This window comes from Methylorubrum rhodesianum (genome assembly GCF_014199985.1).
GTDB classification, from domain to species: domain Bacteria; phylum Pseudomonadota; class Alphaproteobacteria; order Rhizobiales; family Beijerinckiaceae; genus Methylobacterium; species Methylobacterium rhodesianum.
Genome location: NZ_JACHOS010000009.1, coordinates 127,432 through 150,098, shown reverse-complemented (window position 1 = coordinate 150,098; position 22,667 = coordinate 127,432). Strand labels below are relative to the sequence as shown.

The 22,667-nt window shown below is 68.5% G+C and carries 19 protein-coding genes and 1 riboswitch; of the genes, 6 read left to right on the top strand and 13 right to left on the bottom strand.

Features of this window, described 5'->3' with window-relative positions:
- The first annotated feature begins 266 nt into the window (after window positions 1–266).
- Both oxc and HNR01_RS14765 read left to right on the top strand, forming a co-directional pair.
- Window positions 267–2,018, top strand: a complete 1,752-nt coding sequence (oxc, locus tag HNR01_RS14770) for an oxalyl-CoA decarboxylase (RefSeq protein WP_017486858.1) — start codon at window positions 267–269, stop codon at window positions 2,016–2,018.
- A 270-nt stretch (window positions 2,019–2,288) separates the two neighbouring features.
- Entirely contained in the window at window positions 2,289–3,008 is a 720-nt protein-coding gene (locus HNR01_RS14765) for an alpha/beta hydrolase (RefSeq protein ID WP_017486857.1), read from the top strand.
- Window positions 3,009–3,103: 95 nt separating this feature from the next.
- Here HNR01_RS14765 and HNR01_RS28285 read toward each other — a convergent pair whose 3' ends face one another.
- The 3 genes from HNR01_RS28285 to HNR01_RS14750 form a co-directional block, all read right to left on the bottom strand.
- A complete protein-coding gene (locus HNR01_RS28285; protein WP_246417515.1) occupies window positions 3,104–3,712 on the bottom strand; it encodes an HPP family protein in 609 nt (202 codons plus the stop codon).
- A 138-nt stretch (window positions 3,713–3,850) separates the two neighbouring features.
- Entirely contained in the window at window positions 3,851–5,101 is a 1,251-nt protein-coding gene (gene frc, locus HNR01_RS14755; RefSeq protein WP_017486855.1) for a formyl-CoA transferase, read from the bottom strand.
- A 113-nt stretch (window positions 5,102–5,214) separates the two neighbouring features.
- Window positions 5,215–5,664: a PAS domain-containing protein gene (locus HNR01_RS14750; protein WP_153875816.1), complete on the bottom strand. Its 450-nt coding sequence runs from the start codon at window positions 5,662–5,664 to the stop codon at window positions 5,215–5,217.
- A 280-nt stretch (window positions 5,665–5,944) separates the two neighbouring features.
- Here HNR01_RS14750 and HNR01_RS14745 point away from each other — a divergent pair, with 280 nt between their 5' ends.
- Window positions 5,945–6,388, top strand: coding sequence for an OsmC family protein (locus HNR01_RS14745; RefSeq protein WP_017486853.1), 444 nt, complete (start codon window positions 5,945–5,947; stop codon window positions 6,386–6,388).
- 28 nt (window positions 6,389–6,416) lie between these two features.
- A complete protein-coding gene (locus tag HNR01_RS14740; RefSeq protein ID WP_017486852.1) occupies window positions 6,417–6,779 on the top strand; it encodes a YybH family protein in 363 nt (120 codons plus the stop codon).
- 113 nt (window positions 6,780–6,892) lie between these two features.
- On the opposite strand, the gene HNR01_RS14735 is transcribed toward HNR01_RS14740, so the two are convergent.
- Window positions 6,893–8,071: a DUF2778 domain-containing protein gene (locus tag HNR01_RS14735; RefSeq protein ID WP_017486851.1), complete on the bottom strand. Its 1,179-nt coding sequence runs from the start codon at window positions 8,069–8,071 to the stop codon at window positions 6,893–6,895.
- Between the two features lie 358 nt (window positions 8,072–8,429).
- Window positions 8,430–8,646, top strand: a riboswitch (cobalamin riboswitch).
- A 107-nt stretch (window positions 8,647–8,753) separates the two neighbouring features.
- Here HNR01_RS14735 and HNR01_RS14730 point away from each other — a divergent pair.
- Window positions 8,754–10,958 (top strand): TonB-dependent siderophore receptor, encoded by a 2,205-nt coding sequence (locus HNR01_RS14730; protein WP_183668297.1) that lies wholly within the window; start codon window positions 8,754–8,756, stop codon window positions 10,956–10,958.
- Window positions 10,958–12,118: an acetyltransferase domain-containing protein gene (locus HNR01_RS14725; protein ID WP_183668294.1), complete on the top strand. Its 1,161-nt coding sequence runs from the start codon at window positions 10,958–10,960 to the stop codon at window positions 12,116–12,118. The genes HNR01_RS14730 and HNR01_RS14725 overlap by 1 nt, the downstream gene beginning before the upstream one ends.
- Before the next feature lie 72 nt (window positions 12,119–12,190).
- Here HNR01_RS14725 and urtA read toward each other — a convergent pair whose 3' ends face one another.
- The 9 genes from urtA to HNR01_RS14680 all read right to left on the bottom strand — a co-directional run bounded on the left by urtA (window position 12,191) and on the right by HNR01_RS14680 (window position 22,345).
- The gene (gene urtA, locus HNR01_RS14720) at window positions 12,191–13,432 is read right to left on the bottom strand and encodes an urea ABC transporter substrate-binding protein (RefSeq protein ID WP_183668292.1); all 1,242 of its coding nucleotides are present in this window, start codon (window positions 13,430–13,432) and stop codon (window positions 12,191–12,193) included.
- A 187-nt stretch (window positions 13,433–13,619) separates the two neighbouring features.
- Complete coding sequence (locus tag HNR01_RS14715) at window positions 13,620–14,504, bottom strand: urease accessory protein UreD (RefSeq protein WP_183668290.1); 885 nt, start codon at window positions 14,502–14,504, stop codon at window positions 13,620–13,622.
- Window positions 14,504–15,154: an urease accessory protein UreG gene (ureG, locus tag HNR01_RS14710; RefSeq protein ID WP_017486846.1), complete on the bottom strand. Its 651-nt coding sequence runs from the start codon at window positions 15,152–15,154 to the stop codon at window positions 14,504–14,506. The genes HNR01_RS14715 and ureG overlap by 1 nt, the downstream gene beginning before the upstream one ends.
- Complete coding sequence (gene ureC, locus HNR01_RS14705; RefSeq protein WP_017486845.1) at window positions 15,151–16,863, bottom strand: urease subunit alpha; 1,713 nt, start codon at window positions 16,861–16,863, stop codon at window positions 15,151–15,153. The genes ureG and ureC overlap by 4 nt, the downstream gene beginning before the upstream one ends.
- Window positions 16,864–16,878: 15 nt before the next feature.
- Complete coding sequence (locus HNR01_RS14700; RefSeq protein ID WP_017486844.1) at window positions 16,879–17,574, bottom strand: urease subunit gamma; 696 nt, start codon at window positions 17,572–17,574, stop codon at window positions 16,879–16,881.
- 14 nt (window positions 17,575–17,588) lie between these two features.
- Entirely contained in the window at window positions 17,589–18,269 is a 681-nt protein-coding gene (locus tag HNR01_RS14695) for an urease accessory protein UreF (protein WP_017486843.1), read from the bottom strand.
- A 4-nt stretch (window positions 18,270–18,273) separates the two neighbouring features.
- On the bottom strand, window positions 18,274–18,735 hold the full coding sequence (gene ureE, locus HNR01_RS14690; RefSeq protein WP_183668288.1) for an urease accessory protein UreE: 462 nt from the start codon (window positions 18,733–18,735) through the stop codon (window positions 18,274–18,276).
- Between the two features lie 179 nt (window positions 18,736–18,914).
- Entirely contained in the window at window positions 18,915–19,976 is a 1,062-nt protein-coding gene (locus HNR01_RS14685; protein ID WP_183668285.1) for a DUF2778 domain-containing protein, read from the bottom strand.
- 401 nt (window positions 19,977–20,377) lie between these two features.
- Complete coding sequence (locus tag HNR01_RS14680; protein WP_183668283.1) at window positions 20,378–22,345, bottom strand: oleate hydratase; 1,968 nt, start codon at window positions 22,343–22,345, stop codon at window positions 20,378–20,380.
- Between the last annotated feature and the right edge of the window lie 322 nt (window positions 22,346–22,667).

Here is a 22,667-nt window from a genome sequence, read left to right as displayed (position 1 = left end):
GCGTGACAGAATGAAGTCTGCCCGTCTCCGCTCCGACCGACTCGCTTGAACGACGCGGTGCCTGCAACGGCACACCACGAAAGCCGTCGGTTCCGTTTGACCACCCATTTGGTATTTGGTATGCCAGATCCGTCGAAGCAAGACCGGTCGTTCGACGCACGGTCCGCGCGCCGGGTTTGGCGTTGCGCAAGGCACCGCGCCGCATCGGCCCGACGCCATCGGGCCTTCAGCGGGACACGACAGCCAATCAAGAGGGAGAACGCCGCATGACCGTCCAGGCCCAGAACATCGATGCCATCACCGCGGGCGCGGTGCCCCACGAGGAGGCGGAGCTGACGGACGGCTTCCACCTCGTCATCGACGCGCTCAAGCTCAACGGCATCGAGACGATCTACAACGTGCCCGGCATCCCGATCACCGACCTCGGGCGCCTCGCCCAGGCCGAGGGCATGCGCGTCATCTCCTTCCGCCACGAGCAGAACGCCGGCAACGCCGCCGCCATCGCCGGCTTCCTCACCAAGAAGCCGGGCATCTGCCTCACGGTCTCGGCGCCGGGCTTCCTCAACGGCCTGACCGCGCTGGCGAACGCCACCACCAACTGCTTCCCGATGATCCTGATCTCCGGCTCCTCCGAGCGCGAGATCGTCGATCTGCAGCAGGGCGACTACGAGGAGATGGACCAGCTCGCCATCGCCAAGCCGCTCTGCAAGGCCGCCTTCCGCGTGCTGCACGCCGCCGATATCGGCATCGGCGTCGCCCGCGCCATCCGCGCGGCGGTGTCCGGCCGTCCCGGCGGCGTCTACCTCGATCTGCCCGCCAAGCTGTTCTCGCAGGTCATCGACGCGAGCGTCGGCGCCAAGTCGCTGGTCAAGGTGATCGACGCGGCCCCGGCCCAGCTCCCGGCTCCCTCCGCCATTGCCCGGGCGCTGGACGTGCTCAAGTCGGCCGAGCGTCCGCTGATCATCCTCGGCAAGGGCGCGGCCTACGCCCAGGCCGACGAGGCGGTGCGCGCGCTGGTCGAGGAGAGCGGCATCCCCTACGTGCCGATGAGCATGGCCAAGGGCCTCCTGCCCGACACCCACCCGCTCTCGGCCGGCGCGGCGCGCTCCACCGCGCTCAAGGATTCCGACGTCGTGCTGCTGGTGGGCGCCCGCCTCAACTGGCTGCTCTCCCACGGCAAGGGCAAGACCTGGGGCGAGCCCGGCTCGAAGCGCTTCATCCAGATCGACATCGAGCCGCGCGAGATGGACTCGAACGTCGAGATCGTCGCGCCGGTGGTGGGCGATATCGGCTCCTGCGTCGAGGCGCTGCTTGAGGGCATCCGCAAGGACTGGAAGGGCGCGCCCTCGGCCTGGCTCGAGACCATCCGCACGAAGCGCGAGGCCAACATTGCCAAGATGGCCCCGAAGCTGATGAAGAACACCTCGCCGATGTGCTTCCACTCGGCGCTCGGCGCCCTGCGCACCGTCATCAAGGAGCGGCCCGACGCGATCCTCGTCAACGAGGGCGCCAACACCCTCGACCTCGCCCGCGGCATCATCGACATGTATCAGCCGCGCAAGCGCCTGGACGTCGGCACCTGGGGCGTGATGGGCATCGGCATGGGCTTCGCCGTCGCGGCTGCCGTCGAGACCGGCAAGCCGGTGCTGGCGGTCGAGGGCGACTCAGCCTTCGGCTTCTCCGGCATGGAAGTGGAGACGATCTGCCGCTACGAGCTGCCGGTCTGCATCGTGATCTTCAACAACAACGGCATCTATCGCGGCACCGACATCGACCCGACCGGCCGCGATCCCGGCACCACCGTCTTCGTCAAGGATTCCCGTTACGACAAGATGATGGAGGCCTTCGGCGGCGTCGGCGTGAACGTCACCACGCCGGACGAGCTGAAGCGGGCGGTCGACGCGGCGATGGATTCCGGCAAGCCGACGCTCATCAACGCGGTGATCGATCCGGCCGCCGGCAGCGAGAGCGGCAACATCGGCAGCCTCAACCCGCAGAGCACGCTGAAGAAGAAGTGAGGGCGGCCTCCGCGCCTTGAGAGGACCGCGGTGCCCCGGCGCCGCGGTCTTCGTCGTTTCACGGCCGGGGCTGCCGACCGGCGCCACGGCCCCAGCAACCACCCACCTTCCTCATGCCGAGGTGCAGGGCGAAGCGGAGCCCCGAGCACTCCCGGACGTATCTGGCCGCAAGTGCCCAGGATTCCGGTTCAGGCGTGCTTCGAGGCTCCTTCGAGGCTGCTTGGCCGCACCTCACGACGGGCATGGTGGGCTCCATCAGGAACGATGCCCATGGCCTCCTCCGCCTTCGATCCGACCGCTCCGCTCGACCCCCGCCTCGCCGGGCGTCTCGCCTTCCTGCCGCGGCTGCCGACGAAGCCGCCGCTTCCCCCCGGCCGCCACGCGCTCGGCCTGTTCGAGACCCGCGACGCCGTCCTCTGCGTGCCCGAGCACATCGATGCGCGCCTGCCGACCCCCCTCGTGGTCCTGTTCCACGGCGGCGGCGGACATGCGGAGAAGATCCTGCCGATGCTGGAGGGGCATGCTCAGGCGCGCGGCTTCCTGCTGCTCGCGCCGCAATCGCTCCATCCGACATGGGATCTGGTCATTGTCGGCAACGGCCCCGACCGGGAGCGGCTTGACCGGGCGCTGGCCGAGGTCGCCGACCGCTTCCTGATCGACCCCCGCCATCTCGCCTTCGCTGGCCATTCCGACGGCGGCAGCTACGCGCTGTCCCTCGGCCTCACCAACGGCGACCGGGTCAGCCACCTGATCGTGTCCTCGGCCGGCTTCATGTCCGTTCAGGTGCAGGTGGGTGCGCCGAAGATCTTCCTGTCGCACGGGACCCGCGACGAGCAGATCGGCATCGATCGCAGCGCCCGTACCCATGCCCGGCTTCTAAAGGGGGCGGGCTATGACCTGACCTATGTCGAGTATGACGGCCCCCACGCCTACAATCCGGACGTGGTGGCTCAGGCCGTCGATTTCTTTCTCGGCGATTTCTTCGCCTGAAACGCCGCGTCGTCCCGAACAGCAGCGTCAGGCTTTCGGGACGATACGGAAGGGCCGATGCCTGTGGCGAGGCCTGCCGTAAGCGGCTCCACGCCCTAGGTCGATACCGTCTCGCGGGCGCCATTGTTGCGGGCGTCGGCGTCGGACAGCCGTGCGGCGGCGAGGTTGCCCAGCGAGACGGCGCCCATCAGGCAGCCCTTCGGTCCAAGCCCGCCGACCACTGCACGAAGCCGTCGCCGAGACCATTGATCGCCGTCACGCTCAGCACCGCGTTGAGCGCAACCGGGCGGGTCCAGGCACCGCAGGGCCATCATCACCGCGATAACGCCAGCCCCAGCGAGCGCTTCGGCGACCACGGGATCGGGGACGAACAGGGCGATCGTGACGCCGACCCGCGAGGCGACGAGATTACCGCCGAAGATCGACCGGCGCTGCGCCAGCGGACTCGAACGGCACCGCTGAAGTGGAGAACGGCGGAGGTGCCCATCGCCGCGACCGACGTCGGCCGTTCGGTGTCCGTATCCGGTGCGGCACGGGCTGACGGGCGCCGCTCGGGGAGAACTCGGCCGCGGGAGGACGTCACCGACTGCATATCCGGCAGGGCGCTGCAGCCTCGAGGCGGAGGCGGAGGCGGAGGCGCGTCGCGGCAGCCGGCGCGCGAGACGAGAAAAACCGGACCGACAGAGTCGGCCCGGGAAAGTCATCGGAGGAGGAAAAAACCCGGGCACCGTGCCCGGTCAAGCACTCCCGGGGCGATGCCCCGTCCCGGGAGAATCATGGCCGAAGGGGGGCCGGCCATCCAGCGCGGGCAGTCCGGGATCGGGGCTGCCCGCCGTCACCCGTCAGACCGCGCGGGCCTCATGCATCGCGGCGATCTGCTCGGGGGAGTAACCGAGGCCCGCCAGGACCTCATCGGTGTGCTCGCCGAGCAGCGGCGAGGCCTTGATGTCGACCTTCATGTCGGAGAACTTGATGGGGCTTCCGACGGTCAGGTACGAACCGAGCTTCGGATGCGGCACCTCGACGATGGTGCCGCTGGCGCGCAGCGACGGATCGGCGGCGATCTCCTTCATGGAGAGAACCGGCGAGCAGGGAATGTCGAACTTGCGCAGGATGTCCACGGCCTCGAACTTGGTCTTGTCGGCCAGCCAATCCTCGATGAAGGCGAAGATCTCGAAGATCTTGTCCTGGCGGGCGCGGGGGGTGTTGTAGGCCGGATCGTCGATCCACTCGGGCTTGTTGAGCGCCTTGCAGATCGGCGCCCAGGCGTGACCCTGGATCGTGAAGTAGATGTAGGCGTTCGGGTCCGTCTGCCAGCCCTTGCACTTGAGCACCCAGCCCGGCTGGCCGCCGCCGCCCGCATTGCCGCCGCGCGGCACCACGTCGGTGAACTCGCCGTGCGGGTACTGCGGGTACTCCTCGAGGTAGCCGATGGCGTCGAGACGCTGCTGGTCGCGCAGCTTCACGCGGCAGAGGTTGATCACCGAGTCCTGCATCGACACGGCGACCTTCTGGCCCTTGCCGGTCTTGTTCTTCTGGTGCAGCGCCGTGAGGATGCCGATGGCCAGGTGCATGCCGGTGTTCGAGTCGCCGAGCGCGGCCGCCGACACGGTGGGCGGGCCGTCCCAGAAGCCGGTGGTGGAGGCGGCGCCACCGGCGCACTGCGCCACGTTCTCGTAGACCTTCAGGTCCTCGTAGTGGTGGCCGTCGGAGAAGCCCTTCACCGAGGCGAGGATCATGCCCGGGTTGAGGGACTGGATGTGCTCCCAGGTGAAGCCCATGCGGTCGAGGGCGCCGGGACCGAAATTCTCGACCATCACGTCGGATTCGCGGATCAGCTTCTCGAGGACTTCCTTGCCCTGCGGGGTCTTGGTGTCCAGCGTCAGCGAGCGCTTGTTGGAGTTGAGCATCGTGAAGTAGAGCGCATCCGCGTCCTCGACGTGGCGGAGCTGGCTGCGCGTCACGTCGCCGGAGCCCGGGCGCTCGACCTTGATCACGTCCGCTCCGAACCATGCGAGGAGCTGGGTGCAGGCCGGGCCGGCCTGGACGTGCGTGAAATCGATGATTCTGATCCCGTCGAGCGGCTGGGTCATCTTGGTTTTCTCCCTCTTTCGACTTCGTTGTGGAGCGTCGTTGTTGAAAAATTAGAAGATAATATTTCTAGTAATATCGCTGAATGCCTTGGGTCTTGTCCCGGACCCTCGCTTCAGGCGCAGACCAGCGTACCCAGCGCCTCCTCAAGTTCCGCGACGCGGCGGCGCAGGTTGCGCTCTTCCTGGAAGCGCTCGGTCTCGTCGCGGATGATCGCGGCGATGCCGGTGACCTCACCCCCCGCGCCGTGCAGCAGCGCGACGGTGAAGGCGATGGAGAGCGCCCGTCCATCCTTGTGCAGGGCGGGCACCTTGAGCAGCGACGTGCCGTAGCGGGTCTCGCCCGTGCGCATCGTCTTTGCGTAGCCTTCCCAGTGACGCCTGCGGTGGCGCTCCGGGGTGATGAGATCGAGGGTCTCGCCGAGGGCCTCGGCCTCCGAGAAGCCGAAGATCCGCTCCGCGGCAGGATTCCAGGTGACGATGCGGCCGTCCGCGTCGGAGATCACCACCGCATCGCCGATCGCCGCGACGAGCCCGGATGTGTCGAAGGTCTGCGCTTGGGCCATCCGCCACCTCCCTTGTGCCGCCGCTAGCCCAAAGGCCGCACGGCGAGCGGAGAGGAACGATGTCCGTCGAGGATGCCGCGTTCGGTCATGGCAGGCGTTGCCTCCTTGGCTTCCCGGGTCCTGGGCTCCCCCGATTTCGGGTTCCCAGATCGAGGCCGCTCTTTGCGGTGGCTCATCGATTGGCATCTGGTATACCAGATACGAATAGCAGGTCAAGGCGCGCCGTGCGGTTCGAACGCCGGAGCGACAGCGCCGTTGATAGGGAGGCAAGGAGGCCAGGATGTCGGGCAAGCACAGCATCAAGATCCGGCAGATCGAGGCCTACGCCTTCCGGATCGAGTTCGGCGAAGCCTTCGTGCCGCTGCTGACGGACGAGCCCGAGCCGATCGGCGGCGGGACCGGCCCCTCGCCGGAGCAGGTGCTGATCGCTGCCGTGAGCAATTGTCTGTGCGCCAGCCTCGCCTTCGCGCTGGGCAAGTACCGGCAGGAGGCGGGCGGCGTGAGCGCCGAGGCGATCGGGCGCGTGGCCCGCAACGCGGAGGGCCGGCTGCGTCTCGTCGGGATCGAGGTCGATATCGCGTTGGGCGCACCCGCCGAGTCGATGGACCGGCTCGATCGGGTGCTGGCTCAGTTCGAGCAGTTCTGCACTGTGTCCGAGAGCGTCAAGGCCGGTGTTCCGGTGGCGGTCGCGGTGCGGGACGGGCAGGGAAACCGCCTGAAATAGACAAACCTGAAAACCGGGAGGAGCATCGATGAGCGCGAGCGAACGAGACGTGGCGCGGGAGCCGGAGGATCTGGCCCGGCTCTTCCACGAGCGGGCCAATGCCGGCGATGCCGAGGGGCTGGTCGCCCTTTACGAGCCGCAGGCCGTGGTCGCCGCGGGCGACATCGTGGCGACGGGCCACGACGAGATCCGCCGCTTCTACACGGATCTGCTGGCCCGCAAGTCGGACTTCCCCGAGCCCGAAACGCTGCCGGCGATCCGCAACGGCGACCTCGCGCTTACCTTCGCGCGGCTGCCGAACGGCGCGCTGTCGGTCGAATCGGCCCGCCGGCAGTCTGACGGGACCTGGCGCTGGGCGATCGACCAACTCAAGATCAAGCCGGTCAAGTAGGACTGACGTCTGGATCCGCGAAAGGGATCGACCCTTTCGCGGATCCAGGGCGGAGCTCTGGCTGAAGGGGCGTTGGGGCGCTGCCCCGACGCCTCGCCAAAGGGCTGATCCCCTCAATCCGCCGAGGCCGAGCGCCGCGGCGTGGCATTGCGCCGGCTGGCGAAGACGCCGGGGGCGGTGCCGGGGACCACGACGAGGCGCCGGACCTCACCGCGCAGGTAGGCCTGGAGGAAGCGGGTGTAGTTCTTGAACACGACGCAGCCGTTGGAGGCGCCGCTCGGGCCCAGCATGTAGGTGTGGGCGAGGATGCCGTCGCGCCCGTGGATGGCGGCCGAGCCGCCGACCGGGTTGAGGCGGATCGCCCGCACCCCGTGGAACAGGGCCTCGCGCTCCCGCAGGTCGTAGACGCCGGGCGGGGTGGCGCCGCGCATGCGGACGTGGACGTAGTCCGGGTTATCCTGGGCGACGCCGAGGCCGGAATGGGCCTCCAGCACCTCGCCGTTCGGCAGGGTCACGGTGGCGGCGCTGATATCGTAGACGGCCACGCCCGGCTCGGAGACCGGACCCGGCACGACGCGCCGCCGCGCGGCCGAGTCGACCGCGCCGCTGTCGAGCCCGGCATAGGCCATCGCCCGGTTCGAGGCCTGCGCGGGTGCCGAGGAGCCGGGCAGGTCGAACATCTTCTCGAAGAAGGAGCGGTCGTCGGTCACCGCAGCGCTGAATACGCTGCGGGTCGGCTCGGTCGAGGCCCGGGGCGCGGAGGCGGCCGCGACCCGGTTCGACGCGGCGCGGGCGGTCTGGGTCCGCGGCTCGAAGCGGAATTCCTCGGGGCGCCGCAGGGGAAGCGGCACGGTGAGCGCGACGCGCGCCGTCGGCGCGGCCGGACGCGGCGGAACGGCGGGTGGCATCACGGCGGGCGGCGCTTCGGCCATCTCGGCCGCGGGGAGGGCGGCCAGGGTCGCGACCGGCTCGGGCGTCACCGGAGCCTGGAAGGCGGAGGCCTTCGGAGCCTGTCGGACGAAGCCGCTTGTCGCACCGTCGAGGACCGGCGCGGGATCGAGCATCCAGGCGAGGCGGCCGGGCGCGACAGGCACGGTATCAGCCGGTTCGGCCTCGCTCGACACCTGCGCGCTCTGCGTAGGGACGGGCACGTCGCCGTCCTGCGGCTGCAGCAATCCGGCCCCGGCGAGGCCGCCGAGGGCGGTGAGCGCCAGCACCGCGAGGGGCGGCCCGCGCCGACGGCGGACGGCGGGCCGGGCGGAGCGGCTCTGAACGAGCTCGGCGATGTCCATGCGGGCGGTACTCGACAACGCGGATCCCGCACGGCCTCCCGCCGTCGTTCCTGGCATATCTGTGCCAGAATGACGATCGAGATGGCTTCGCCGATTAGGGAAGGATCAACCTTAAGCCTTCGTCATTGAACGGGATCTTGGTTAATCTTGCCTAAATCGCAGCCATATTCGTTCAAGCTTCGGTCGGCACCCAATTGTCCGCGCTGAACCGCGCTGCGGGTAGCCATGGCAGCCACGCTCCGGATGCGGCGCCGGCCCCTCAGTCCGACGCCGCATCGAACTGTGCCCGGCTGGTCACAGCGAATGTGATGTTGTTACATTTCATCGATCGTCCTGTTGACCCTTCGCCGCGGCGCAGCGAAGTTGCTATGGCCAAGGTTCCTTCGGACGTCTCTCCAGGGCATCCGGGGCTAAGAGGGAATTCGGTAAGCTCGTCCGGGCAAAGCCGAAGCTGCCCCCGCAACTGTGAGCGGCGAGCCCCTGTCAGGGATGGCCACTGGTGCGCCGCACTGGGAAGGCCGGGACGGGGGCGCTGACCCGTGAGCCAGGAGACCTGCCTTGGCACGACGATGTCCCCCGGGCGGGGTGTTCCGGCGGCGGGTCCGAGCGGCGAGAGCGTGCCCACGCGCTTCGCGGCCGGGCCTCCGCTCGAGCCCGTGCCCGCACAGCCAGAGCGCGCCCCGTGAGAGTTCGGACGAGCCTGAATGCCGTCACTGATGCCAGACCGGCCCGGCACCCGCGCTGGGTGCTGGCCGCACTGCTCTGCGCCGGCCTGCCCGGCGCGGCAGCGCGGGCGCAGGATTCGGTGACCCTGGAAGAGCTGGCGGTCGAGGGGGAGGGGCGCGGCCAGGGCAACGGCGCGCCGCACGGCCGGACGGCGGCGGCCGGCACGATCGGCCTGATCGGCCCGACGCCCGGCTACCGGGCCGACCGGGCGGTGAGCAGCACCAAGACCGACACGCCGCAGCGCGACGTACCCCAGGTCGTCACGGTGGCGCCGCGCGAGGTCATCACCGATCTCGCCGCCACCCGGGTCGACCGCGTCTTCAACTACACGCCGGGCGTGGCGCAGCAGAACAATTTCGGCGGCCTCTCGGTGTTCAGCTACGCCATCCGCGGGGTCACCACCTCCGAGATCTACAAGAACGGCTTTCCCCTGAATCGCGGCACGCCGCCCCCGCCGGACACGCAGAACGTCGAGCGCATCGAAGTGCTGAAGGGACCCGGCGGCGGTCTGTTCGGGCGCAGCGATCCGGGCGGCCTCGTCAACATCATCACCAAGCAGCCGACCGCGGAGCGCTTCGTCGAGATGGGGGGCCTGTGGGGCTCGTTCGGGCAGTTCCGCGGCACGGTCGATTCCGGCGGCGCGCTGAACGAGGAGGGCACGCTCCTCTACCGCTTCAACCTCGCCGCCGGGCGCCAGGGCAGCTTTCGCGACTTCGTGGACGGCGACCGGCTGCTCGTCGCCCCCGTACTGAGCTGGCAGATCACGCCGGACACGCGGATCACCGTCGAGACCGAGTTCCTGCGCAACCGCATCGTGTTCGACCGCGGCGTCATTGCGATCAACGGGCGGCTCGGGCTGCTGCCGATCTCGCGCTTCCTCGGCGAGCCGGGCCAGAGCACCTACCAGACCAGCAACACCATGCAGGTGCGGGTCGATCACCGCTTCAACGCCGATTGGCAGATGCGGCTCGCCACCCACTTCAACACCGGCACGCTGGAGGGCGAATCCGCCGAGATCCGCGCGATCGCCGCCGACAACCGCACCGTCTCGCGCGACCGCAACCTGCGCGACTACCGCTGGGACACGGCGATCGGTCAAGCGGAAGTGGTGGGCCGCTTCGATACCGCCGGCATCGGCCACACGCTGCTCGTGGGCTTCGAGCGCGAGAGCACCGACAGCCGGGTCGTCTACAACCGCTCGAACTTCCGCACGAGCCCCTACGCCATCGACATCTACGATCCGCGCTACGGCCAGCCGCTGCCGCCGATCACCATCCCGCGCAACAACCTCGAGCGGATCACCAACACCGCCCTCTACGCCCAGGACCAGATCAGCCTCAGCTCGGAATGGAAGGCGCTGGTGGGCGTGCGCTTCGACTTCTTCGAGCAGTCGTTCCGCGAGCGCATCCCGCGCTCCCAGGTCGATCAGACCTATTTCGCGGCGACCCCGCGGGCGGGCCTCGTCTACCAGCCGACCCCCGAGCTCGCCCTCTTCGCCAATGTCGGCACGAGCTTCCGGCCCAATATCGGGCCCGACGCCGCCGCCGTGGCGCTGTCCGGGCCGTTCGCGCCGGAAACCGGCATCGGCTACGAGGTCGGCAGCAAGATCGACCTTTACGGCGGCGGCTTGGCGCTCACCGCCACGGCCTTCCGGGTCGACCGGGAGAACGTGCTGACGCCCGATCCCAACAACACGGCCTTCTCCCTCGCCGCCGGTGCCGTGCGCAGCCAGGGCTTCGAGCTGACGGCCGCCGGCCAGATCACGGCGGAGATCAAGATCCTGGCAGGCTACGTCTACGCCGATGCGGTCGTGACCAAGGACAACGTGCTGCCGGTGGGCGCGCCGCTCATCAACGTGCCCCGCCACTCGGGCAGCCTGCTCGCGGTCCACGAGGTGCAGGCCGGGCCGTGGAAGGGGCTCGGCCTCGGCGGCGGCGTGCGCGGCGTCGGCGAGCGACCGGCGGATGCGGTCAACAGCTTCTCGCTGCCCGCCTACATCGCCGTCGATGCGCTCGCCTATTACCGCTACGAGAACTTCCGCTTCGGGCTGAACGTCGAGAACGTGTTCGACACCGAGTATTACGAAAGCTCGCTCAACCGCTTCCGGGTCTATCCCGGTTCACCCCGGCGCTTCACCGGAACCCTGACGGTGCGGTTCTGATGACGGCTCGGTCGGACGCCTGCCCGCTTCCACGCGCCCGCATCGGCGCCATCGATGCCCTGCGCGGGCTCGTGATGCTCCTGATGCTCGTCGATCACGTGCGCGAGTTCTTCTACCTGCACGCCCAGGTGAGCGACCCGGTCAACCTCGCCGCGACGCCGCCGGGCCTGTTCCTGACGCGTGCCGCCTCGCATCTCTGCGCGCCGGTCTTCCTGCTGCTGACGGGGCTTTCGGCGAATCTCTACGGACAGAAGCACGGCAGCCGGGCGGCGACCTCCGCCTTCCTGCTGAAGCGCGGGCTGTTCCTGATCGCCCTCGAAGTGAGCTTGGTGAACCTCGCCTGGACCGGCAGCCTGCTGCCGCCGGTCCTCTATCTTCAGGTGATCTGGGCGATCGGGCTCAGCATGCTGGCGCTCGCGGCCCTGCTCTGGCTACCGCGGCCGCTGCTGATCGGCGCGGCGCTGGCGATCATGCTCGGGCACAACGCCCTCGACGGCCTCGTTCTGACGCCCGATCAACCGGGCTACACGCCCTGGGCGGTGCTGCATCAGCGCGGGATGATCCCGCTGCCCTGGGGGGCGGCGCGCACCTCCTATCCGGTTCTGCCCTGGGTCGGCGTCATCGCGGCGGGCTACGCGCTCGGACCGCTCTACGCGCCCGGCTTCGATCCGGCGCTGCGCCGCCGGCGCCTCGTCACCCTCGGCCTCACGAGCCTGGCGGCCTTCCTGGCCCTGCGCGGCCTCGACGGCTACGGAGACCCGCATCCCTGGCAGGTCGGCAAGGACGGGGTCGCGACCGCGCTGTCCTTCATCAACCTCACCAAGTATCCGCCCTCGGCCGACTTCCTGCTCGCGACCCTCGGCCCCGGCCTGCTGCTGCTCGCCCTCTTCGAGCGCCTGCCGGAGCGGCGCCTGCGCTGGCTCACCGTCTTCGGCGGGGCGCCGCTGTTCTTCTACCTCGCCCATCTCTGGGCTCTGCGCCTGGTCTATGACGGCCTTGCCGGCCTCGACCTTGCCGGCGACTCCGGGCGGATCGAGGCCGGGGCACCGTGGCAGATCTGGCCGATCGCGGCGGCATTCGCCTTCGCCCTCTACCCGGCCTGTCTCTGGATGGTGCGGCTGAAGCGGCGCAGCGCGTGGCCCGGGTTGAGCTATCTTTAGGATCGCTCCCGACCCTACGACCGGTTGAGCCTGTCCCCTCGCCCCGCTTGCGGGGAGAGGGGGCTTCCGGGGCTACTGATACCCCTTCGGGAACGGATTCGGCTCGATCAACTCGGGGCTCTCGTAGACCACGTCGAACTGGCCGTCCGCCCGTGCCCGCGCCACGCGGGTCTTCGACCAGAGGTGATGGTTCTCGTGGATCTTCACGGAGCCCTCCGGCGCATCCTTCATCTCAATGCCGGGCGAGGCCTCGATCACCCGGTCGATCTCGAACGAACCCGCCTTCTCCACCGCCGCCTTCCAGAGGAAGGGGCTCAGATACGCCGCCTGCGTCGCGTCACCGATGACGGTCTTGTCGCCCCAGCGCTTCTTGAAGGCGGCGACGAACTTCTCGTTGGCCGGATTCTTGAGCGACTGGAAGTACTTCATGCAGGTATAGGCGTCGGCGATGTTCTCGCCGCCGATGCCGTCCACCTCGTCCTCGGTGACCGAGACGGTGACGAGCGTCTGCTTCTTGAGGTCGATGCCGGCCGCCTTGAGCTGCTTGTAGAAGGCGACGTTCGAGCCGCCGACGACGGTCGAGAAGATCACGTCGGGCTTCTTGAGCTTGATCTTGTTGATGACGGAGTTGAACTGGGTGTGACCGAGCGGGAAGTATTCCTCGCCGGCGACCGTCCCCTTCAGCACGCTGGTGATGTGCCGGGTGGCGATCTTGTTGGTGGTGCGCGGCCAGATGTAGTCCGAGCCGACCATGAAGAAGGACTTCGCGCCCTTCTCCTTGCCGACCCAGTCGAGGCCCGCCAGCGTCTGCTGCGTCGCCTCCTGCCCGGTGTAGATCACGTTCTTGGACTGCTCCAGGCCCTCGTAATAGGTCGGATAGTACAGCAAGCCGTTATACTGCTCGAACACCGGCAGCACCGCCTTGCGCGAGGCCGATGTCATGCAGCCGAACACGGCGGCGCAATGGTCGTTGACGACGAGCTTGCGCGCCTTCTCGGCGAAGGTCGGCCAGTCGGAGGCGCCGTCCTCCTGGATGATCTTGATCTGCCGGCCGAGCACGCCGCCGGCCGCGTTGATCTCCTCGATGGCGAGCTTCTCGCCCTGCGTCGTCCCGGTCTCCGAGATCGCCATGGTGCCGGTCAGCGAGTGCAGGATGCCGACGGTCACCTCCTTGTCGGTGACGGCGAGGGCTCCGGCGCCGGTCTGGGCGAAGGCGCGTCCGGGTAAGGCGCCCAGCAGCGGTGAGGCGGCAAGGCCGAGGAGCAGGCGGCGGCGGAGATGGAAGTGGGCGTCGTTTTGGTCGCGCGAGCGCATGTTGTCTCGAAATCCTTCAACGTCATCCGGCAGGTCGGCTCGAGGGACGGCCATCCGGCCGCCAGACGAAACCAATGCCCCCATTCGTATTTCGTCTCAGGAAACCGAGTTGCATCAAGGGGAATTGCTGGGCGCTCTGCCCATATTCTTTGCGATGTGCCGCCTGGTTGGCCTTTTGGAAAAATATCTACTTGCGCCGCCGCCCAGGCGCACATCCGCTCATGGCTTCGAACACGATCCGGAACAGCGCCTCCATGCCGGCCGAGAGGGCGCCGCCGTCCGGCGCGAGCAGGCGCAGGCCGAGGCCCGCCCCGTTGGGCAGCGGGCTCACGCCGGTCAGGCAGCCCGCCGCGTCCGAGGTCTGCCGCAGGAGGGGGCCGGCGAGGCGCGCATCCTCGGGCGCGCCGAGGACGACCATCGTGCCGTAGGCCCGGTGGCCGCCCATCGGCGAATCCGGGGCTGTGAAGGCCGCCCCGTCGATCCGGCTGCGCTCCCGCACCAGCGCGCGGCCCTCGGGCGTCCGGATCGTCAGGCCGAGGTCGAGCCGGTCGAACGGCCGACCCTGGCCGAGGGGATCGTGGCAGGCCACGCTCTCGGTGACGATGGCGCGGGCGCCCGGCTCGGCGGTGATCTCGGTCGAGACCGCGAGATGGGCGCCGGGAAACAGGATCAGCGGATCGGGATTGAGCGCGAGCAGGGCATCGGCCGCGATGGCGAGCCGCGTCTCCTGGCGGGTCGGTTCCGGCCCGCCGCGATGCACCACCGTGCCGGCCTGGGTCGTGACATGGGCCCGTGCGCCTGAGCGCGCCGCGATGTCGAGGGTGAGGTGGTCGGCGGCGTAGAGGCCGCCGGAGGCCGATTGCAGGTAGAGCGTGGCGAGATCTGGGCTCTCCGGATGCATCCGGAAGGCGCGGGTGATGTGGAACGGGTAGGGCACGACCTGCCGCGACAGCATGGTGGTACCGCCGCCGCGGGCGAAGACGAGGGAGGCCCGCACCCGGCGCCCGACCGGTGCGGCGGCCGCCTCGGCCGGGGCGGGCATCTCGGGAAGGCCGTCGAGCGACAGGGCCATCACGGGGCGAACAGCACGGCGCGGCAGATCGCGTCGGCCACCGCCTCCACGCCCTCGCCGGAGCGGGCATTGGTGGCGGCCACGGGCTTCTCGCCCCGCACCCGCGCGGCCTCGGCCAGCATCCCGGAGAGATCGACGCCGACATGGGGCGCGAGATCGACCTTGTTGATGACGAGGAGGTCGCAGCGCAGCACGCCCGGCCCGCGCTTGCGCGGGATGTCGTCGCCGCCCGCCACGTCGATGACGAAGATCCACCAATCGACGAGATCGAGGGAGAAGGTCGAGGCGAGGTTGTCGCCCCCCGATTCGAAGATCAGGAGCTGGAGGCCGGGAAACTTCGCCTCCAGATCGTCGCCGGCGGCGATGTTGAGGGTCGGGTCCTCGCGGATGACGGTGTGCGGGCAGGCGCCTGCTTCCACCGCCTCGACCCGGGCCGGATCGATCAGCCCGGAGCGGCGCAGGCGCTCGGCGTCTTCTTTCGTCACGAGGTCGTTGGTGACCACCGCGAGATCGATCCCGCGCGCCTGAAGCGCTGGGATCAGCCGCTCGATCAGCGCGGTTTTCCCTGAGCCGACCGGGCCGCCGATGCCGATGCGGGCGGCGGTGACGGGCTCGGACAGGGCGGGGGAGGGGAGAGCGGAAGCGGTCATCGCAGCATGTAGCGTTGGGCGAGCGGCAGGACGGTCGCGGGCTCGCAGGTGGCGAGCTCCCCATCGACGAAGACCTCGAAGGTCTGCGGATCGACCCGGATGTCCGGGCAGGCATCGTTCCAGAGCATGTCGGCCTTGGTCAGCGTGCGGGTGCCGCGGGCCGGCAACAGGCTTTTGCGCAGGCCCAGACTCTCGCGGAGGCCGCCTTGAATCGCCAGCGGGTGGACGAAGCAGGCCGACAGCCCCTGCTTGGCGAGGCCGAAGGCGCCCCATTGCGGGCGCATCAGCATCGGCTCGCAGGTCATCAGCGAGGCGGCGGAATCGCCCATGGCGCCCCAGGCGATGAAGCCGCCCTTGATCACCAGTTCCGGCTTGATGCCGAAGAAGGCCGGGCGCCAGATCACGATATCGGCCATCTTGCCGGGCTCCAGCGAGCCGATGTGGTCCTGGATGCCGAAGGTGCGCGCGGCGTTGATCGTGTATTTGGCGATGTAGCGCTTGATCCGGGCGTTGTCGCCGAAGCCCGGCCGCTCCTCCGGCAGGCTGCCCCGCTGGTCCTTCATCTTGGAGGCGAGCTGCCACGTCCGGCAGATCACCTCGTGGATGCGGCCCATGCCCTGGCTGTCGGAGCCGAGCATCGAGATCGCGCCGATATCGTGCAGCACGTCCTCGGCCGCGATGGTCTGCGCCCGGATGCGGCTCTCGGCGAAGGCCACATCCTCCGGCAGGGCCGGATTGAGGTGGTGGCACACCATCGTCATGTCGAGGTGCTCGTCGAAGGTGTTGACCGTGTAGGGATTGGTCGGGTTCGTCGAGGAGGGCAGGCAGTGGGGCAGCCCCGCCACGCGGATGATGTCCGGCGCGTGGCCGCCGCCGGCGCCCTCCGTGTGGTACATGTGGATCGTGCGCCCGCCGATCGCCGCCAGCGTGTCCTCCACGAAGCCGGATTCGTTCAGCGTGTCGGTGTGGAGCTGGACCTGGAAGTCGTGCTCGTCGGCGAAGGCGAGGCAGGAATCGATCGCCGCCGGCATCGCCCCCCAATCCTCATGGATCTTCAAGCCGAGCACGCCGGTCTCGAGCTGCTCCTTGAGAGCGGCGGGCTTATGCGTGTTGCCCCGGCCCAGAAAACCGAAATTGACGGGCCAGGCTTCCGCCGCCTGGAGCATTTTTCCCGTGTTGAACGGCCCGCCGGAATCGATGCCGACCGTGATCGGCCCGAGCGAACCGCCGAGAAGCGTGGTGATGCCGGAGGCGATGGCGTGGTCGGGCAACCCGGCGGAATCGAAGTGCACGTGGACGTCGATGGCGCCCGGCGTGGCGATCAGCCCCTCGCAGTCGCGCACCGTGGTGCCGGCCGATACGATCAGGCGGGGATCGACTCCGTCCATGATCGCCGGGTTGCCGGCCTTGCCGAGACCGACGATGCGCCCATCCTTGATGCCGAGATCGCCCTTCACGATGCCGATCACCGGATCGATCACGAGGACGTTGCACAGGAGGAAGTCGAGCGCGCCCTGCGCCGCCGTGACGCCGGGGGCGAGGCCGATGCCGTCGCGCAGCGTCTTGCCGCCGCCGTGCAGGCACTCGTCGCCGTAGACCGCGTGGTCGTGCTCGACCACCGCGATGAGCGAGGTATCGGCGAGCCGCACGCCGTCGCCGGTGGTGGGGCCGTAGAGGGCGGCGTAGTCGCGCCGAGGGATCGTGACCATGATTCTCAGTCTCCCTCAGGCGCCTTTGAAGCCGCGGGCCCGGGCGCGCGCCAGCGCGTCGGCGCGGGCGGCGTCGGAATCGAGCTTGCCCTGCGTCAGGTTGTTGAGGCCGGTGAGTTCTTTCGCGCCGCCGAAGCCCGTGAGCGTCACCGTCTTGCGTTGGCCCGGCTCGAACCGCACGGCGGTGCCCGCCGGGATGTCGAGGCGAAAGCCCAGCGCCTTGGCCCGGTCGAAATCGAGCGCCCGGTTGACCTCGAAGAAGTGGTAGTGCGAGCCGATCTGCACCGGCCGGTCGCCGGTGTTGACGACCTCCAGGCTCACCCTCGGGCGGCCGGCGCCGAGCTCGATCTCGCCCTCCGCCGGCAGGATCGCGCCGGGCTCCAGCGTGTCGGGCGCCGCGCCCTCCGCGGGCCGGATCGGCTCGTGGACGGTGACGAGCTTGGTGCCGTCGGGAAACACGCACTCGACCTGCAGGATCGGCATCATGGAGGCGACGCCCGGCATCACGTCGCCGGTGGTCAGGATGGTCGAGCCCCAGCCGATCAGGTCGGCCACGGAGCGCCCGTCGCGGGCGCCCTCTAGGATCTCGTCGGTGATGATCGCCACCGCTTCCGGGTAGTTGAGCTTCAGCCCCCGTGCCCGCCGCTTGCGGGCGAGTTCGGCGGCGGTGAAGATCGTGAGCCGTTCCATCTCGGTCGGCGTCAGCAGCATCGGCGCGGCTCCTTTCAGTTCGCGAACAGGCGCAACTCGGCCTGGGCTTGGCGCATCGCGGCGATCTCGATCAGTGGGGTGAAGCCGGTGAGCTCGATCTCGCCCTCCGGTTCGGGCACCCGCTCATCCAGCAGTTCGGCGATCAGCGGCAGCGCGCCGCTCAAGCTCCGCTGCGCCTCGATGGCGCCGATGGCGCCGAGCCGCACCGCCGCCGAGGTCAGGCCGCTGGCGAAGAGGTAGCCGGAGACGGAGGCCGCATTGCGCTCGTCGAGGCCGAGGGCCGGCCACAGCGCGCCCTGCACCACGGGAAGATGTCCGAGTAGCCGGCCCGCCCGCACCGCCGCGCGCAGTTCGGCGGCGCCCGGCGTGCCGAGACGGGCATGCGAGGCGAGCAGCGAGGCGCCGTTGCGGCGGCTGCCGACCCGCATCGGTTCGGACAGCGAGGCGGCCTCGAGCGCCGCGTCGATGGCCGCGAGCCGCTCGATCGCCGGACCTGCGCGGTGGGCGAGGATCAGCGCGACCCGGTCGGTGCCGGCCCAGCGGAAGCGCAGGGCGGCCGCGAGGGTGCGGGCGAGGGCCGCCTCGTCGAAGGTGGGATTGTCCGCGATCAAGCCTTCGAGGCCGTTGGAGAAGGCGAAGCTGCCGCTCGGGAAGGCGGTGTCGGCCTGCTGGAGCGCGGTCAGGGCGGCGAGCAACGCCTCAGCCCTCCTCGCCTGCATCGACGGAGTGGGCGACGCGCCCCTCCGTGACCAGTGCGCCGAGTCGCACGAGGTAGTCCTCCGCCGGTCCCTCCAGCGCCACGAGGATCGCCCCGCCGTCGAAGCGCACCCGCCAGTGCAGGTTGCCGGCATGATAGCCGAGCTCGAGCGCGTCGGCAGCGTCCGCCGGTACCAGCCGCAGCCAGCGCTCGGTCCCGACGCGGGCGACCAGGGCATGATGGTCGTCGAGGACGAGCACGGCCCCGTCGAACAGGGACTGATCCCGCGGCAGGGCGAGCGCGATCTCCTCGCCGGCCAGCGTCTTCGCCCGGAGGCGGCGGCGGGCCACGTCGGCGCTCGGCACCCGCAGAATGTCGACCGCGCCGTGGTGCTCGAGGTGATGCAGGCGCTCGGCGAGACCAGCCTCCGACCGGCTGCCCAGAACGCGTTGGATCACACGCATACGCCACGACTCCGATACACACGACACCCCGCCCGACAGCGGGCCGGGTTGGTCTTCGGGCGCCGAAACCGCCGCGCGGTTCCTGCACCGCTCGGACCCTATGCGAAGATCAGGCCAGAATCGAGCGTAAAGAGAATTAATTTTTCTCAGAAAGAAAGCGTGTGTGGCGTTGGGCGCCGTTACCGCGATGCGACCAGCGGGTTGGTATCGCGGCCGCGGCCCGGGACGACCACGACGCGGCGAACCTCGCCGCGCAGATAGGCCTGCAGGAACCTGTCGTAATCCTTGAACGAGATGCAGCCATTCGAGGCGCCGTTGGGGCCGAGCAGATAGGTGTGGGTGAGTAGGCCGACGCGGCCGTAGATCGCCTCGCTGCCGCCGACCGGCGTGAGCCGGAGCGCCCGCACGCCGTGGAACGGCGCCTCGCGCTCCGTCAGGTCGTAGGTGCCCGGCGGCGTCGGGCCGCGCATCTTCAGATGGACGAAGCGCGGGTCGTCCATGCTCTCGCCGAGACCGGAATGCGCCTCCAGTCGCTCGCCGTTCGGCAGAACCACGCTCTGGGCACTGATGTCGTAGACGGCGATACCGCCTTCGCCGGCTGGCGGCGCGATCGGGCTCGGCGCGGTGAGCGGCCGGCGGGCGGCCGACTCGACGGCGCCGCTCTCCAGGGCCGTATAGGCGAGGGCCGGCGTGGGGGAGCTGGGTTTCTCGACACCGAGCAGCTTCTCGAAGAAGGTGCGGGTGTCCTCCGTCTCAACCGGCGCGGCCGCCACGGCGGTCCGGCGGGCGGCGAGCCGCTCGGCCCGGCGCAGGGCGGCGGCCGCTCCGAGGCTGGTCAGTTCGGGCGGGCGCCGCACCGGCAGGGGCACGCGCTGGGCGATTGCGGTCTCCCGCGGCGGGTCCGGAAGCCAGAACAGGGCCGCCATGCCGAAACGGGCGTCGGTGGGAGCGGGCAGTGGCTGCGGGCCCCACTCGGCGAGGGCGACATCCTGCGGCTCCACGACCTCCGGTGCGGGGGGCGGCGCTTCGGCCGACCCCTGAACCGGTTCTTGAACCGGTTCTTGGGCAACGGCCTCGGCCACCACAGCCGGCAGTGCCGCCGGCTCCACCGCGAGCGGCAGCACGACGGTGTGCCGGGGCGGCAGACCGAGCGATCCGAACGGGGCGGAGGAGGCCAGGATCAGCGCCGCGCTCAGATAGGCAGCCGTGGGCAGAGCCCATGAAAGGAGAGGATGTGCCATGCTCGCGCCGCCCGAAATCTCGTCCCGGAGCGGCCTTCGCTCCCGAACCGCCCTGTCGGCACGGGCGCGATGCCCCCGCCGCCGGCTCATGTGTCGTTAACCAAATGTGCGGCGGCACTCGGCGATTCTGGGGCGAGATCGTGGTCGGGCGGGGGTAAAACCGGAGCGGACTCTGGGCCGGGTCGGCAGAGGAAGACCGCGGCCTCGCCTCCGGTGAGCGTATGTCGGACGGGCGGTTTCGCTACTTTCGATTTCAATTCAAATATCCAGACGCTTGTCTGGCTCGGAAAAATCTCAATATATATTGTTTATTAATATTAATTGTACGATCTAGGCGATCTGGGTCGATGATTGCGCTTTTGATGAGGTGTGCAGGGTCCTGCAGTCCCTGAGTGCCTGAATCATTTCTGCGACCGGATATGGCCGCGAATCTGCTCGAAGGAGGCGCTGATGAGGTTCAGCGCGTGACGCCTCTTGCTGAGCAGATGCTTCATTTCGAGCTGAGCCGATCCGCGCGGCGGCCCCTCGAGGTCAGGCAGGGGCGGCAGGATATGGGCGTAGTAGGTTCGGCCGAGCAACCGGTGCAGCAGGCGTTCGCCTGGGAAGGGCTCGTTGTTGTTCAGGGCGCGCGCCGCTTTGAGAAGATTGCGGATGTCGTACTGTACGGGGCTGATATCCGGCACCTGTTTGGGCAGATCGAGCAGCGTATAGACCGCCACCCGCGCGGTGCGGATCGAGCTGTCCATCGTGAAGATGATGTCGTTCGAGGTTTCGACGAACTGGCCCATCAGGCCCAGATTCGTGCAGCCCTTCGGCACCACGTGCGGCCGGTCGCCCGCGGCGCGGGGCATGAACATCGCCGTGATGTAGGGCATGAGCGCGAGGCGTACCTTCGTCTTCGCCGCAACCGCCTCGCACTGATCGGCAATTCCGAGGTGGTAGCAGAGTTCGCTCAAGATCTCCCGGCCGGTACAGGCCGGCATCGGCTTCCTGACATGGTTTCCATCCCTGTCCATCAGGAGCGCGTAGGCCCAGAGGACCAGCACGTCCCGGGGCTGTCCCGGAAAATGCGGCTGGCGGTTGCAGGTCACGCTCAGCACCCAGTTCGAATCCGTGAAGGTGATGATTCCGCCCGTCACGGTCCTGCCCGAATAGGGATCGTTGACCGCCAACTCCCTCAATCGCTCGACGAGGGGCGAGGGTTCGCAGGTCAGCGTCACCGACTCCCACATCGATTTCTCGGTATCGCCGTAGAACTTTGCGGGTTTTCCGAAGACCGGGGATTTTTCGGCCAGATTCTTCCAGAGTGTCCAATCGCTGTCCTCGCCCGGATCATGCCGGCCGCGTTCAAGGACCGGGGCGCGGTCCATGTCGCCGTAGGCCGTGCCCTCGGTCATCGAGCCCGTCAGGGCGAAGACCACGTCCTCGGCCTCGACCGGAATGACCTCGTCCTTGCCGTCCGTCCGGGTCCGGATGCCCGTGACGGTCCGGGTCTCGCCATCGACGCTCATCGTGAGATCGTAGGCCCGTACGCCGAAGCGCACCGTCACACCGTGGCTCTGAAGGTGGCTGACCAGCGGGCGGACGAAGCTGTCGTACTGATTGTATTTCGGAAAGACGAGCGCCGACATGTCCGTCAATCCGTCGATGGCATCGAGGAAGCGGTGCATGTAGAGCTTCATCTCGAGGAGGCTCTGCCAGTTCTCGAAGGCGAACATGGAGCGCCAAAGAAACCAGAAATTTGTCTCAAGAAATCCAGGGCTGAAATATTGCTCGATCGTAATGTCGTCGAGATCTTCCTTGCGTTTGAGCAGCAGCCGGATCAGCTCCCATTGCTGGGATTTGCTGAGGCCGAACCTGGAGAAATCACGGATCTGTCCCTGGCGGTGCATGAGCCGCGCTTTGGAGTAGTTGGGGTCGCGGTCGTTGACGAGCCGATATTCGTCGAGGACGCTATAGCCCTCCGGCAGTTCGAGCGCCTGAACATCCTGGAACATGTCCCAGAGATTGTCGTAGTTCCAGTTCATCTCGCGGCCACCGCGGATGATGTAGCCGTCCTCCGGATTGCCGGCACCGTCGAGGGAGCCGCCCTCGACCGTCAGGGCGTCGAGGATCGTGATGTCCTCACCCTTCATGCCGCCGTCGCGGATCATATAGAAGGCCGCCGCCAGCCCGGCGATGCCGCTGCCGATGATCCAAGCCTTGCGCCCTTCCACCCGCCGGTCCGGCACGGGCCGGTTGCGCATGTAGGCGCCCATCATGTCCGGGGGCGGTAGCGTGTTGTCGGGCCGATGGCGCCAATAGGCCGCCGACGCGTCCGCTTCGACGATGAACTCGCGGCCTTCTTGGCTCGGATGGGCCCCAGCCATAGCGCTTCTCCCAGGAAAGCGGACGGTGTCCTGGCTCCGGTGTGACGGATCCGGCCGTTAGCGATTCGCCGTTGCGGGCATGGCCGCCGGGCGAGGGCTTGGCCCACGCACGGTTGAAACCTTGGTTTGCACGCCGGAGCATTGTCTCGGCCCAACGGTCGGGCAATCCAATGAGGCAGATCAATTGATGCTGCCGATTTGTGGGGTAGGATTGGAAATCCGCTCTCAAAGCTTGGTGAGGCGAAGGTTGTATCTCGGCAACGACACGGTTCAGAGTAAGGGCGTATCTGTAGATCTGCTTTGATTGCCGTGCATTTCAGCC